The following is a 14,883-nucleotide window of genomic DNA, read 5'->3' on the forward strand; positions in this document are numbered from 1 at the left end:
TTAGCCATGAGCCTATGAAGGGTGCGCGGCGGGGTATAGTCCGTTATTGGTTCAGCATAAGTATATGCATGGCATCTTAAAAAACACTAAGCCCCCTCTATGTTCCACATACCGGGATGGTCGCGGTAATGGCTTATATTCTCTATGATCTCTTCAACCTCGTGGGTGGTAAGCTCATCACGGCCATCGGCAGTGTAGGTAAACATTTTACCGGGGTCTTCAAAGGTGATATAGCCCAAGTAATTGGGATCGACCTTTTTTTCGAGCAGCAATTCGCTTTCCTGCCGATTTTCTTCGTCGATGTCAAACCCGCCGTCGTTATAAATATTATAGGTATATGTTAATACCTGGTGCCCATCTACCTGGGCCTGCGTATTTGGGATAACCTTCACAGGCCTTTCGTTTCCAACGGTAAAAAATATGGGTATCATTGGCTATGTTATTGTTTAGCAAAAACAAATGTTGTACCAAATAATTGGCCTGCCGCAAGGAACGGGGGGGATTAACCACACCTTTTTTATCATCCTGATTAAACGGCATTTTTAAAGGCAGCATGCAGCTAAATAAAGCGGGTATAGCATAGGTGCCTACCTCAAATAAAAACCGTACGTGCTGCGTTGCCATATATGAATTAGAGTATTAAGTACTTTTAAATAAACAGTTTATTATTATTTTAGGGCAACCAACCTTAAACTGATGACAACAACAACCGCCGCCGAACCCGCCCACTGGTCGCCCCTCCGCAAGATATCATTGCGCTTTTTCTTTATCTTTTTTATTCAATACATTATTTTAAACCCCAACGGTGTTTTACCCGGCATTGATAAGCTATACGAAGTTTACATTGAACCCATACACAAATTGATAGTATGGATAGGCACCCACATACTTCATTTGGACAAACCCGTCAGCGTTTTTACCAATGGCAGCGGCGATACCACGTATGATTATTTAGTGCTGCTTTTTGGTATTGTGTTAGCGTTAACAGGTACTTTGATATGGACACTGGCCGACCGGAAAGCCCGCAATTACAATAACATGTTTTATTGGCTTACAGTGCTGGTACGTTATTACGTGGCCATTACTATGGTTACTTACGGCTGCGTAAAAATTATTAAGCTGCAATTCCCCGGGCCAACACCTGATAGACTGATACAGCCCTTTGGCACTGCATCGCCAATGGGGCTGGCATGGACATACATGGGCTACTCTACCGGTTTTAATTACTTTACCGGGTTGGCAGAGTTTATCTGCGGGGTACTGTTATTCTTTCGCCGTACGGCTACGCTTGGGGCTATTATAGGTTTGGTGGTGGCCGGGAATATCATGGCCATTAATTATGCGTTTGATGTACCGGTTAAACTGCTATCAACCATGCTGGTTGTTATGTGCCTGTACATTTTAAGCAAGGATTTTATACGGCTTACTAACTTTTTTATCCTTAACAAATCCGCGCCACCGGCAAATTTAGGCCGGCATACGTTTAAAAAACGCTGGAAGAACATCACCCTTACAACGGTAAAATATATACTGGTAATTTATACGGTTGCCATGAATTTTTATGGCGATGTGCAAGCGATGAGCCAATATGGCGATGCCGCTAAAAAACCACCGTTATACGGCATATATAACGTGCAAAGCTTTGTACGCAACAAGGATACTATACCGCCGTTAAAAACCGATACAACACGCTGGGATAAACTTACCGTAAGTTATGAAGGTCGGGCCAGGGTTGTAATGAGCGACGATACCATCCGCACACACGATTTTAAAATAGATACGCTTAAACATACTATAGATATGTATAGCTACGCAGATACCACCGGCAAAGCACATTACACTTATAGCTACCCTGCTAAAGACGTATTGCTGTTAAAAGGTACCATGAGGAATGACTCTATAACCATCCGCCTGAAAAAGTTTGACCTGAACAGGTTCAGGTTGCTAAACAGGGGCTTCCACTGGATAAACGAATACCCTTATAACAGGTAATTTTTTACCGGGTATCAGGATAAAAAAAGAGCGGGTACCCATATGGATAGCCGCTCTTTTGTATTTTAGTTGATTGTATATTAGTTTACAGCACCCGGTGTGGTGTAAGGAAGTATTTGCGGGTTGTAATTAGCCCAGCCTGCGCTCCAGTCGTCGGTACCAAAAGCGCCGCGATAAGTAACTTTTTCAAAAAATGTGTCGGCTAATTTAGCATCGGTAAATACCGCGCCTGATGCGGCAGCCGAGCCTGCTTTTACTGTGAATACTGGTGTACCCGGCAAAGCAAAGTCTGACGAGAATTTAAACGGATCGTTTATTAAAGCATCAGCATATTGGGCTGCATCAAAAGTGTTGTTAGCACGTAAAGTAGCTTCGAATATAGCTTTCTGCGTAGCGTTGTCACCTTTAACTTCGTTGCCCTTTTTGTTACTTCCATAAATAATATTGTTAGCAAAAACTAAGCGGCCCGCTGTAAAATTTGTTGATGTTGCACCTGCGGTAGCAACTTTAGAGTCGTCTATATAAATACCTTCCTGGAAACCTGCAAATACCGAGTTGAATATGCTTTCGGCCGAGTTACGGCGGATCTGCGCTGCATGCTGGTAGTTGGCATTAACGGTTGGCAATGTTGGGGCTGCTGTTGAAGGCAATACCGGGCCTAACAAGGTCATGTTGGCAAATACAACGGATGTTTGCGGAGCTTTATCCGAACCCGAGCCATCGTTATCAGATTCAAAAGCGTTTGAGCCCGATACGTCGGCAATGGTTGGGTAGCGCTGCGCTAAACCAAACTGAACTTTACCAGAGAAACCGAAGTCGGTGTCAAAGTCGTCATCTAAGCTACCGATAGCTAATAAGTGTTTAGCTGTTACCGTACCGCCAAACCATTCGTAAGCGTCATCGCCAGAGCGGTAAACTTCGATATAATCAAGCGTAGTACCTGCGCCTACACCACCCATTGTAAGGCCATTGATCTCGTTATCGGGTGAGAAAGGGATACCTGCGTACTCGATACGTACATACTTTAACGTACCCGAGTTATCGTTAGCGTCGCTGCCGCCGTACTGTTTGTATTTGGCATCGTTACCTTTACCATCAAGGCCGCCTTCTATGTTTACGTTATCGCCCTGGTTTACCGGTGCTTTACCTAAAAGGATAATACCTCCCCAGTCGCCCGCGGTACGTGTACCTGCACCAAACGATGATGTAAATACAATTGGTTTGGTTGATGTGCCAATGGCCGATATTTTTGAGCCCCTGGTAACAATTAAAGTACCTTTGCTTGCTTTATCGCCTTTAATGATGGTACCCGGCTCAATAGTAAGTGTAGCACCTTCGGTAACATACACAAAACCTTTTAAGGTGTAAATTTTATCGGCGGTCCAGGTGGTGCTGGTAGCTATATCTCCGCTAATTTCTACTGTATTGCCCGTGTTTGTTGGCGGGTCAACAATTGGGTCGATGATGGCGTCCTTTTTAGTACAAGAACTTGCCATAATAACTGCGCTAAGCGCTAAAAATAATAATGATTTTTTCATGTTGATATCTCTCGATTTTTTAACAAAGAACGGCTACCCGTATTAAGCCAGTATTAACTGGCGTTTAACAAATAACTTAATTTAAAAAGTGTAATTAAATGATAATGAGTAGTTTGAACCCATCGAATAATTTTTAAAGGTGGTACCCGTGCCCGATGGTGCATACGGCTTACCATCAAGCTGGTACACAAAATTGTAGCGTTGGTTTAACACGTCGCTCCCGCTGAATTTGATCTCGCCGCGGCTTTTGATAACCTTGTAGCCGATCTGGAAATCTAACATATCACGCGGCTTCTCGTAGATGCTGGAGAACCTGCCGCCACCTGCAAAGAAGATGCGCTCACCAAGGCGGTTATACAGTATGTTGATAGATAATTTATTGTTCATTTCGGTATGCTGCAAGCCCGCGTTTATCACGTATGGCGATTGCCCAACCAACGGGCGGCTCTTCTCTAAACGTGGTATGCCATCGGTAGGGTTGGTTACCTTTGATCGGTTTATAGACAAGTTTGCATAAGCGGTAGTGTTTTTAAAGAAATTGCTGCTATTGATAAAATCTAAGGATTTGCGGGCTTCCAACTCAAAGCCATATACATAGGCCGACTTTGAATTAAAGTAGGTGATGTTCGTGGTCGAGTTCTCGTCCTGTATCAGGGGCTCAATGGCGTTCTGGAATTTTTTGTAGAATGCCGATACCGAAAATATTTGCCCCGCGGCGGGATAAAATTCGTAACGCAGGTCGGCATTATCTATTACTGTGCGCTGCAGATCGGGGTTACCTTGCTGGTTGGCCAGTAACTCATAATCATAGTAAGAGAACAGGGCCAGTTCCCTAAACTCGGGGCGGGCTATGGTGCGGTAGTATGATGCCCGTAAATTTGCTTTGGCAGTTAACGCGTAAGTAAAGTTTACCGATGGCAGCAGGTCAAGGTTATCCAGGTTTACGGCTTTAGCGGTAGGATCTTTGGTTACCAGGTTAAGGTCGAATTTCTCGGCCCTTAAACCGTACACTATACGAACATGCTCGCCAATTTTGCTATCAAGCATGGCGTAGCCCGCGTTGGTTGTGCTATTGGCGGTGTACCTATCCGTTAGGTTTTGCAATTCATCAAGGTTATATAAGCCGGACGCGATAGCATTTGGACCAAATAAGGTTTGTATCGGGCGCAGCCTAACCGCGTCAGAATTAGGGTCGTTTGTGTTTAATACCAGGCCAATAAACCTCGCGTCGAAGGTCCTGTCGCGGTATTGCGAGCTTAAACCCAATTTAAGTGTACTTTGCTTGAAAAGGTTAACCGGTAGGTTATAATCAACCTTACCCGCGTAAATGTTTTCGTTTAGATGCGAGAACAAACGGGCGTTCTCTTTATTTAAATTGGTTATCTGGGCAACAAAATCTTCGCCTGCGTTGTGCTGGGTGTAGTTTACCTTCTTTTGATCGGGCTGGTCGTTAAGGATGTTACTGTAGCTTAAGTTCCATTTTAATTTCGAACTTTTTTCGCCCAGGCCGTGCTCACCTTCTAAAGTGGTTTTAAACAGGGCTTTCTCTAACAGGTCGTAAGCATAAAAACGGTTATCGTTTGATGAGTTGCTGGTGTTTGGGCCTGTACGGTAAGTAAACTGATCATCCAAAACCCTGTTGTACAGGTTTTTTAACGTGATCTTATTTTTACCAAAGCTGTAGGCAAAATTTGCCAGGGCGCCAACGTTGGTCGAGAATTTGTTTTGCTGGCTGCGGTAGTCAACGTTATCGTACTGCTGTATAAAATCGGGCACTATGGTTTGCGCGTTACGGTAAGTTAACGCTACAGTAGTACCAAGGCGGTTCTTATTCTCGCCAATTTCCTTTACGTTACCAATGGTTACCTGGTAGTTTTGAGTAGGCAGGGCCTTTGAAGTGTAAACGTTATAGTCGTTATTAAGGGTGTTAATGGCCTGGATGTTCTGCTTGGCCGGTAATTGCCTTAAAGTTATCTGGCTGGTAGTAGGGAAGTTGCTTACCAGTTTGCGTGTGCCATCGTCAAAACCTAAGTAATCGATAGCGCTGCGGTAGCCGCTTTTAAAATCTTTAAAGGTGCTTTGGGTGTTGTAGCCATAGCCAATGCCAACGGTTACAAAATTCTCGTCGGGGATATCTTTGGTCAGGATCTGTACGCTGCCGCCTGCAAAATCGCCCGCCATATCGGGGCTGGCTGTTTTGCTGATAATGATGTTATCAACCAGGTTAGATGGTACGATATCAAACGAGAACGCCTTACGGTTAGGCTCGGTACTTGGCAATGGCGCGCCATCAAGCGATGCCGTGTTGTACCTGTCGCTTAAGCCACGCACCACCACAAACTTATTGTCCTGTATGGTAGCGCCGCTGATGCGCTTCAGCACATCGCTGGTATTCCTGTCGGGCGATTTTTTGATCAGTTCTGAGGAGATACCATCAGATATGGATACGCTGTTCTTTTGGATAGCGTACAATGCCCCTACCGACTCCTTGCGGTAGGTAGACCGTACAACCACCTCTTTAAGCGCCTGCGATTCGGCCGGGGCTACAGTAATATCAAGCGGAGTATTGCCGTTTGCCTTTACTTCGATATCAGATACGGTTTTGCTTTGGTAGCCAATATAGCGTACCAAAATGGTGTATTTGCCCGGCGCAAGGCCGCTTAATACATAATGGCCTTCTACATCGGTAGCGGCGGCTTTGGTGGTTCCCTCGATATTAACGGTGGCCCCTATTAAGGTTTCGCTTGTTTTTTGATCGATGACCTTGCCCGAGATACGGCCTGTACCTTGTGCAAATAAACTGCCTGCATTCAGGCTTAAAACGATAAGAATGGTTATTGCGGATAAAACTTTTTTCACGTGTATTAATTTAATACCGCAAAACTATTACCCCCATGTTAGTTGAATGTTATGCGTTTATTACCATAACAACTACTTAATATTAATTATATGTTAACTGATTTTTGAATGCGCTATTAACCAGCTTTTTGCCGCCCGGCATTGTCGTGCTGCTTAATTTCCTGTATTTCCAGTTCGTAGGCGCGCATACGGGCGTGCAGGATATCCACCTCGGTACGCAGCATCTGGATCTCGGTTATCAGCTTGGCCGAATCGGGCTTATGGATCATTTTATCGCCGGTGCCCAGTATCAGCCACTCGGGCGAATACTTTAACTGGAAACAAAGCTTGCGGATAAGGTAATAACTGATATCCTGTTTCTGGTTGATAACCTTGCTAATAAAACCTTGGTCAACCCCAATAGCATTGGCAAGGGCAAGCTGCCCCCCATGCTCCTTAACAATAACCTTTATACGTTTTACAACTGCTTCGTCAGACATGTTGCAATTATAAACATTTTTAGGAATTAGGTACATTTTTGTGAAAAAACCATCCATTCTTCCCGGGTGTCCCACTAATTATATTACAAATGATAATTTTTATGCAATCTATTGATAATGAATTATTTACCGATTTGACTTCGGTATAAAAATAGTCAAATCAAAATCATAAATATTTGACTATAAGATATTTAAATTTTAAAAGGGGTGTCCCACTGGTTTCTGAATGGGACAGAATGGGACACCTCCTGATTTTAGATTTTCGATTTCGGATTTAATAAATTCACCTAAACCCTTACCCGTCCTGAAAAAAGTTTACACTTTTGGTTATTAATACTATGGTTGATTTACACATCGGCCAATTGGTTTATTCGTCGCCATATAACCGGTTAAGTCATCGCAAAAAAACCTTATTTTAATAAACGTTAGTATATTGCGCTGAAATGAACCGCGCAAAGCTTATACTACCTGCTCTCTTATCTTTCCTGTTGATCCAATCCTGTAAAAAAGAGTTACATACACAACCCGAAGGGAAAGATGTAAAATCCATTTCGTTACGGGCTGATAACGACCTTCCGTTGTACGAGTTTACCTATGATGATAATTCGCGGCTGTTATCCATAACACATGGAGCAGCCGATACCGAAGTTTTTAGCTATGACGACGAGGGCAGATTAATTAAAAGTATAACCGGCAATGATAGCACCTCTTATAAATATGATAATTACACAGGCGGTAATATATCAGAAGTGAAGAAAACCTTTAACTATAAAAGCGCGGACCTTAAACGTACCAATACATACCAATATTCATATAATAATAAAGGGCTCGTTATTTTTTGTTACTACATAGAGCAGGCCCCGCTTGGTTATTTAAAAACAAATTATTACTACCGTTACGACAAAGAAGGCAACCTCACTTCAATTATAACGCAGGATGATAATACCTATTCTACCGGCTATTACCAAACCCTTAATGTGATAAACTATAACGATAAATTTGATGTAAACCCATGGGTGTTTGATAAAGGCATTTTTTACTACCACTTGTTTTCGCCTGCGGTAATAGCTAAATTAAAGCAGATCCCTAAACTGATAAAAATCACTGATAACAGGAGTGATGATTTAGGCAACTATACTTTTGATATTACGCTTAAAAATAATAAAGTATCCAAAACCCAAAGTAATTTACACACAAGGGATTTTAACGATACCAATACCTTTTACTACAATTATTAATGTGTACCAATAATACAGCGAGCTTACTTTGGCGTGGGCGGCATAGCGCAGCTTGCCGCAAAATTCCCTAAAGCCATCAGGAATTACGAAGATGGGCAGGTGTTAAAGGCTATGGCTTTAACTTCGACATTGTAAACAACCGGGTTAACAAAATATCGTCAACCCTAAAACTACCAAACAGCGAATCGACTATCAATTACGAATTTCAATATTAATAAAAAAGGCCGGTTGTACCGGCCTTTTTTGTTAATTAAGCGTAATCAGCATTTATCTTACAATAACTTTATTGGCATTTTGCGCTGCCATAACGGCCCAAATAATGCAGCCTACCCATGCTATAACGCCGCCGATAATAGGGATAACAATAAAAAGTATTATACCCGCGATAAACATTACTATACCGCCCAGTATCGACGCGTACAGTAAACCGAGCGGCCCGAAAAGGAATGCCAGTAAAAACGCGACACCAACACTTTTTTGTTTGGCTACAATAATAATTTGTGGTTGAGAAGGATTAGTAGGTTCCATAATTTTATGATAAAAGTTTAAGTAATTACGTTACTGTAATACAATAGGTTGTATCAAATATTACATATTAAATAAACAAATCAAAATGTTTTGATGTTTATTTCAATCACATCTAATTCCTATCAACCCTACGTTACAAATCAATTTGCAAATATGCAGGTTTCCCCCATCATCCCTCTGTAAATTCCCCAATACAATTCCTGCATCCATTTCAAAACCCCTATCTTTGCGGCACTAAATTAAACACCTATGTTAAAAGGATTTTTTAACGTTCCGGCACCCGTGAACGAGCCCGTTTTAAACTATGGCCCGCGCAGTGTAGAACGTGCAGCGCTTAAAGCCGCTTTAGATGAAGCCCGCTCAAAACAAATTGATATACCCATGTATATTGGTGGCAAGGACGTACGTACAGGAAAACTAGTAGAACTGCGCCCGCCGCATGATCATCAGCATTTGTTAGGTACCTTTCATTATGGCGATAAAAGCCATGTTACTGCCGCTATCGACGCTGCCCTGGCCGCTAAGGCCGGTTGGGAAAACCTGCCCTGGGAGCAGCGCGCAGCCATATTTTTAAAAGCCGCCGAGCTTTTGGCCGGCCCTTACCGCTATAAAATAAACGCGGCAACTATGCTTGGCCAAAGCAAAAACGCTTACCAGGCCGAAATTGATGCAGCCTGCGAATTCATTGACTTTTTGCGCTTTAACGTGCAGTACATGACGGAAATTTACCAGCAGCAGCCGCCCGTATCGGGCAAAGGGGTTTGGAACCGCCTGGAGCAACGCCCGCTGGAAGGTTTCGTGTTCGCGCTTACACCATTTAACTTTACAGCTATCGCGGGTAACCTGCCATCGTCGGCAGCCATGATGGGTAACGTTGTGGTTTGGAAACCGGCCGATACGCAGGTTTATGCCGCTAACGTGATCATGCAGGTGCTTATTGAAGCCGGCTTGCCTGCAGGCGTTATCAACCTGATCTACGCCGATGGCCCCGAAGTTGGCGATGTGGTATTTAACCACCCCGATTTTGCAGGCATCCACTTTACAGGTTCAACCAAGGTTTTCCAGCACATTTGGCAAACTATTGGTACCAACATCCATAAATACAAAACCTACCCGCGCATAGTAGGCGAAACCGGTGGTAAAGATTTTGTGCTTGCCCACCCAAGCGCCAATGCCGATGCGGTTGCCGTGGCGCTTTTACGCGGCGCTTTTGAATACCAGGGGCAAAAATGCTCGGCTGCTTCAAGGGCATATATCCCGGCAAGCCTTTGGCCTGATGTTAAGGACCATATGGTACGCGAAATGGCTACCTTTAAAATGGGCCCTACCGAAGATTTCGGGAACTTTATTAATGCCGTTATCAGCGAGGTATCGTTTGATAAACTGGCTAAATATATTGATGCCGCTAAAGCAGATAAGGGCGTTGAAATAGTTGCCGGTGGTGGTTACGATAAAAGCCAGGGTTGGTTTATAGAGCCTACCGTATTAAAGGTGAACGACCCGTATTATGTAACCATGTGCGAGGAGTTGTTTGGCCCGGTACTAACCATTTATGTTTACGAAGACAGCGAGTGGCATAAGATCCTGGATATTGTTGACAAGACGTCTATTTACGCTTTAACAGGCGCAATACTATCGCAAGACCGTTACGCAATTGCCGAGGCTACAACCCGCCTGCGCAACGCCGCGGGTAACTTCTACATCAATGATAAACCAACCGGGGCGGTTGTAGGCCAGCAGCCATTTGGCGGCGCCCGAGGCTCGGGTACTAACGATAAAGCCGGATCAATGATCAACCTGCTGCGCTGGGTATCGCCAAGAACGATCAAAGAAACCTTTGACTCGCCGACGGATTACAGGTACCCGTTTTTACAGAAAGAACAATAACAGAAGCAAGACTATAAGAATCAAGAGCCAGGATATTAATTATCCTGGCTCTTTTTATTTACCCACCTGTCATTCTGAGCGATAGCGAAGAATCTAATAGCGAACTATGCAAAGCGAATATGCATATCGGCGAGTAGATCCTTCGTTCCACAGGATGACAAACCGGTTTATTTCCTGATTCCTGGTTCCTGACTCTTGGTTCCTGATTCCTGGCTCCTGACTCTTATATTTTAACTCTACCTCTCAAACCTAAATACCTCATCCATTTTGGAGTTGTTGTGTGTGCTTACCTTCATATCGGTGATAACGCCGGTTGCAAGGCTGTATACCCATCCGTGTACATTAAGCTCCTGGCCGTTTGCCCAGGCGTTTTGCACTATAGATGTTTTGCAAAGGTTGTTTGCATTTTCAACCACGTTCAATTCCACCAGGCGGTCGCCGCGTTTGGTTTCGTCTTCAATAGCATCCAATTCCCTGGCATGCACACGGTAAACATCTTTTATATGGCGCAGCCAGTTATCAATAAGGCCAAATTGTTTGTTGGTCATGCTGGCCAGTACCCCGCCGCAGCCATAATGGCCGGTTACAATAACATGCTTTACCTTTAATACATTTACCGCGTAATCGAGCACGCTTAACATGCTCATATCGGTATGTATTACCATGTTGGCAATATTGCGGTGCACAAATATCTCGCCGGGCTGGGTATTGGTTATCTGGTTGGCAGGTACGCGGCTGTCTGAGCAGCCTATCCACAAAACAGGTGGCTTTTGCCCGTTTGCAAGGGTTGTAAAATACTCCGGGTCTTCTTTTAAAGCATTGGCTACAAATTCTTTGTTGCCCTCTAAAAGGCTCGCGTACGTAATGTGGTTGGTTTCGTGTATGGGCTTATTAGATTTAGACATAGTGACAGCTGTTTTTATATTTAATAATCAGGCGCTTGTTTTTACGAAAAAAGGCGCATCAGTTTGTGCAGTGCAATGTCTGACACATCGTAATACAAAATGGTAAGCAATATTACAGGTATAAAGTAAAATATGGCAAACTCATACAAATTAAAGAAGTATCCGCCAATTATACCACCTAAAAAGTAAAATCCCAGTACGGTTAAGCGTATGTAGATCTTATTTTTAACGGCTTCGGTTTTTGTCGCCTTCGGATGGAACCAGTCGGATATATCGCCCCCCAGATCGGTAAATAAGCCGGTAAGGTGCGACGATTTGATCAACCCGCCCGATACAATGGATACCATGCTGTTTTGCAACCCCATCGAGAACAGGATGGCGGCAATCACAATCTCGCGCTCGGTACGGGTTTCATCATAAAAATGATGGCCGTATATGGCTACAAACAGCAGGATAACGATCTCGATGATGATGGGAATAGAGTGCGCCCGGTAATAGCTTTTATCCTCCCACGACCGTATAATAAAGCTGGATAAAAACGCCCCCGCAAAAAACATGAAAAGCCAGATAAGGAACACAATGATCTCGGCAAAATTTTGCTCAACTATGTGTTTGGCCAGGTTGGCTACATGCCCTGTAATATTTGATGTAAACGCCAGGAAGGTCACCATGCCCACCACATTGGTAATACCCGATACCACTGCTGTTGACGAAGCCAGCAGCAGGTTCTCTTTAAGTGTGCGGTCGCTTTTTGATTGCCTGAGCATATAAGTGGTTGTTAAATAAGGCAAGATGTTTTGCGCTTAAACTTATATAATTTTATAGCCATTAAAAAACGCTAAATAAAAAACCCCGGCTGCAATGCAACCGGGGGCATATGTATAGATAGAATATAGGGGTAAATTAATGTGCAGCTACGGCTTCGGTGTTATTATCAAATTCGTATACATAACCCAGGCTATGCGGGTTGCTGCTGCTTACACCAAGGTCTTTTATAAGGCCCGAGCTTATGTCTATTACCCAGCCGTGTACTTCCAGGTCGGTACGGTTCATCCAGGCGTTTTGTATGATGGATGTTTTGCAGATGTTGTACACCTGCTCGGTAACGTTAAGCTCAACCAGGCGGTTAACCCTGGCTTTTTCGTCGGTAATGCGGTCAAGTTCATTAGCGTGCAGGCGGTAAACATCTTTAATATGGCGCAGCCAGTTATCAATAATACCAAATTGCTTGTTGCTTAAAGCCGCGGCAACACCGCCGCAGCCGTAATGGCCGGCAACAATTACGTGTTTTACCTTAAGCACGTTAACCGCATAATCTAATACACTAAGCATATTCATATCCGAGTGTACGCATACATTAGCAATATTACGGTGCACAAATACCTCACCGGGTGCAGTACCGGTAACTTCATTTGCAGGCACGCGGCTGTCTGAGCAGCCGATCCATAATACTTCGGGGCTTTGGCCTTGCGCAAGTTTGGTGAAAAACTCAGGGTCTTCGGCAGTACATTTGGCAGCCCATTCGCTGTTGTTTGTTTTTAATTTATTATAGCTGGCGCTTTGGGCCAGTTTTATGCTGCCTGCATTAACAGCCGGCTTGCTTCCGTTTTTGTTCTCTATGGTCGACATGGTAATTTCTTTATTTATAATTTGTAACCTAAATCTCTTTAGCCTCTTCTAAATCTTCCCTGGCCGTTGAAGCTTCAACGCTCTCCTCCCGCAGGGTTGATGTATCTGGTTTGTAAATTAAATCTTTCAGGGGCGGTATATCGTACCGCTCCTTTATATCCTGCAATTGCACAATAATACCTTTGGTGTAGGCATTATGCTTGTAGTTATGTATTATCTCTAACACATCGGGGTCTATATAGCGCGATTGCGATCCGTCAATAACCACATCGCTGCCTTTTGGCAAACCTGTAAGCGTTATTTGTATGGCAGCTTTATTTAAAAAGGATACTTCCTCGGCCAGCTTTATACGGATGGTGTTTTTTTCGCCGTTAGGTGCAATGGTATAGAAGTACGGGTTACGCAGGTTTGTACGCAGTATATAAAACACGCCAATCAACATACCTATACCAACACCAATAAGCAGGTCGGTAAATATAACGGCTACAATGGTTACCACAAAAGGCACAAACTGATCGAGCCCTTTATGCCATATGTGTTTAAACAAGCTGATCCTTGCCAGTTTGTAACCAACTGTTAACAGGATTGCCGCCAAACATGATAGCGGGATCTTATTTAACAACGATGGTATGGCCAGCAGGCATATCAGCAGTAAAAAACCGTGGAAAACGGCGCTAACTTTTGTGCGTGCCCCGGCGTTTACATTGGCCGAAGAACGTACGATAACCGCCGTCATGGGTAAACCGCCCAACATCCCGCTCACTAAGTTCCCCGCACCCTGGGCAACCAGTTCGCGGTTTGTAGGCGATATACGCTTAATAGGGTCAATTTTATCTACTGCTTCCAGGCTTAATAAGGTTTCTAAACTGGCCACAATGGCAATGGTGGCAGCAGTTATCCAAACCTGTTTGTTACCTATGCCGCTAAAGTTTGGCGATTTAAACAGGCCGAAGAACTCGCCGGCGCTGTTTACCAGGGGTATTTGTACGTATTGCTTATCTAAAAGCGCCAGCCCGGTACCGCTAAATACGGTAGCCAATATCACGCCAGCAACAACAACCAGCAGCGGCGCGGGCACTATGGCCAGTTTTTTAAACTTCGGCCAGTATATCATCAGCAATAACGAAACCCCGGCTATGATAACCGCGCCGTAATTGATTTTCGCCAAAGCGCTTATAATGCCCGAAAAGGTGTTGTTGGAATCGGCCTGACTAAAACCTTCGTCACCCTCAAAATCCGAATCGTACCCCACAGCATGCGGGAATTGTTTCATGATAAGGATGATACCTATAGCTGCCAGCATCCCCTCGATAACGGATGAAGGGAAGTAATTGGCAATAGTGCCCGCTTTTACCAGCCCCAGTATGATCTGGATAGCACCGGCCAGCATTACCGCAAGTAAAAAGGACTCGAACGAGCCAAGGCTGGCAATAGAGTTTAATACAATAACAGTTAAACCGGCAGCCGGGCCGGCCACGCTTAGCTGCGAGCCGCTTAACGAGCCGATAACTATACCGCCTATAATACCCGACAATATACCGGAAAACAACGGCGCGCCCGATGCCAGGGCTATACCCAAACACAAGGGTAAAGCAACCAGGAACACTACCAGCCCCGCAGGTATATCCTTTTTTAAATTTTTAGCGAGAAAATACTTTCTCAGGTTAAGATCGCCGGCGGTAACGCCGCCTTGCTTGATTTGCATAACAATAATTTTATAATGAAACTTAAGTAAACAGCATGTTAAACAACACCGGTAGCGGGTTGAAAACAGCACATGGTATTTCCGCCTGTATCAAAAAACAGGGGACGCGCAATTGCTCACCGG

The 14,883-nt window shown here is 44.1% G+C and carries 12 protein-coding genes; 3 read left to right on the forward strand and 9 right to left on the reverse strand.

What is annotated here, in order from left to right:
- Positions 1-86: 86 nt before the first annotated feature.
- Positions 87-431, reverse strand: a complete 345-nt coding sequence (locus tag EWM62_RS10955) for a hypothetical protein (RefSeq protein ID WP_129876708.1) — start codon at positions 429-431, stop codon at positions 87-89.
- A gap of 265 nt (positions 432-696) precedes the next feature.
- On the opposite strand from EWM62_RS10955, the gene EWM62_RS10960 reads away from it, so the two are divergent.
- On the forward strand, positions 697-1,992 hold the full coding sequence (locus tag EWM62_RS10960; RefSeq protein WP_129876709.1) for a hypothetical protein: 1,296 nt from the start codon (positions 697-699) through the stop codon (positions 1,990-1,992).
- A gap of 80 nt (positions 1,993-2,072) precedes the next feature.
- Here the strand turns inward: EWM62_RS10960 and EWM62_RS10965 are convergent, their stop codons facing one another.
- The 3 genes from EWM62_RS10965 to EWM62_RS10975 form a co-directional block, all read right to left on the reverse strand.
- Positions 2,073-3,530, reverse strand: coding sequence for a hypothetical protein (locus EWM62_RS10965; RefSeq protein ID WP_129876710.1), 1,458 nt, complete (start codon positions 3,528-3,530; stop codon positions 2,073-2,075).
- Between the two features lie 81 nt (positions 3,531-3,611).
- Complete coding sequence (locus tag EWM62_RS10970) at positions 3,612-6,389, reverse strand: TonB-dependent receptor (RefSeq protein WP_238989332.1); 2,778 nt, start codon at positions 6,387-6,389, stop codon at positions 3,612-3,614.
- Positions 6,390-6,505: 116 nt separating this feature from the next.
- A complete protein-coding gene (locus tag EWM62_RS10975) occupies positions 6,506-6,868 on the reverse strand; it encodes a helix-turn-helix domain-containing protein (protein ID WP_129876712.1) in 363 nt (120 codons plus the stop codon).
- Positions 6,869-7,311: 443 nt separating this feature from the next.
- On the opposite strand from EWM62_RS10975, the gene EWM62_RS10980 reads away from it, so the two are divergent.
- The gene (locus EWM62_RS10980) at positions 7,312-8,106 is read left to right on the forward strand and encodes a hypothetical protein (protein WP_129876713.1); all 795 of its coding nucleotides are present in this window, start codon (positions 7,312-7,314) and stop codon (positions 8,104-8,106) included.
- A gap of 267 nt (positions 8,107-8,373) precedes the next feature.
- Here EWM62_RS10980 and EWM62_RS10985 read toward each other — a convergent pair whose 3' ends face one another.
- Positions 8,374-8,634 (reverse strand): hypothetical protein, encoded by a 261-nt coding sequence (locus EWM62_RS10985; RefSeq protein WP_129876714.1) that lies wholly within the window; start codon positions 8,632-8,634, stop codon positions 8,374-8,376.
- Positions 8,635-8,883: 249 nt separating this feature from the next.
- Here EWM62_RS10985 and pruA point away from each other — a divergent pair, with 249 nt between their 5' ends.
- Positions 8,884-10,521, forward strand: a complete 1,638-nt coding sequence (gene pruA / locus EWM62_RS10990; protein WP_129876715.1) for an L-glutamate gamma-semialdehyde dehydrogenase — start codon at positions 8,884-8,886, stop codon at positions 10,519-10,521.
- Positions 10,522-10,757: 236 nt separating this feature from the next.
- On the opposite strand, the gene EWM62_RS10995 is transcribed toward pruA, so the two are convergent.
- From EWM62_RS10995 to EWM62_RS11010, 4 genes are all read right to left on the reverse strand, one after another.
- Entirely contained in the window at positions 10,758-11,426 is a 669-nt protein-coding gene (locus tag EWM62_RS10995; protein ID WP_129876716.1) for a carbonic anhydrase, read from the reverse strand.
- Positions 11,427-11,467: 41 nt separating this feature from the next.
- Positions 11,468-12,193, reverse strand: a complete 726-nt coding sequence (locus EWM62_RS11000; RefSeq protein WP_129876717.1) for a YoaK family protein — start codon at positions 12,191-12,193, stop codon at positions 11,468-11,470.
- Between the two features lie 136 nt (positions 12,194-12,329).
- The gene (gene can, locus EWM62_RS11005; RefSeq protein WP_129876718.1) at positions 12,330-13,055 is read right to left on the reverse strand and encodes a carbonate dehydratase; all 726 of its coding nucleotides are present in this window, start codon (positions 13,053-13,055) and stop codon (positions 12,330-12,332) included.
- Positions 13,056-13,083: 28 nt separating this feature from the next.
- The gene (locus EWM62_RS11010) at positions 13,084-14,760 is read right to left on the reverse strand and encodes a SulP family inorganic anion transporter (protein WP_129876719.1); all 1,677 of its coding nucleotides are present in this window, start codon (positions 14,758-14,760) and stop codon (positions 13,084-13,086) included.
- Positions 14,761-14,883: the final 123 nt, after the last annotated feature.

It is taken from the genome of Mucilaginibacter terrigena, assembly GCF_004168255.1.
In the GTDB taxonomy this organism is placed as follows: domain Bacteria; phylum Bacteroidota; class Bacteroidia; order Sphingobacteriales; family Sphingobacteriaceae; genus Mucilaginibacter; species Mucilaginibacter terrigena.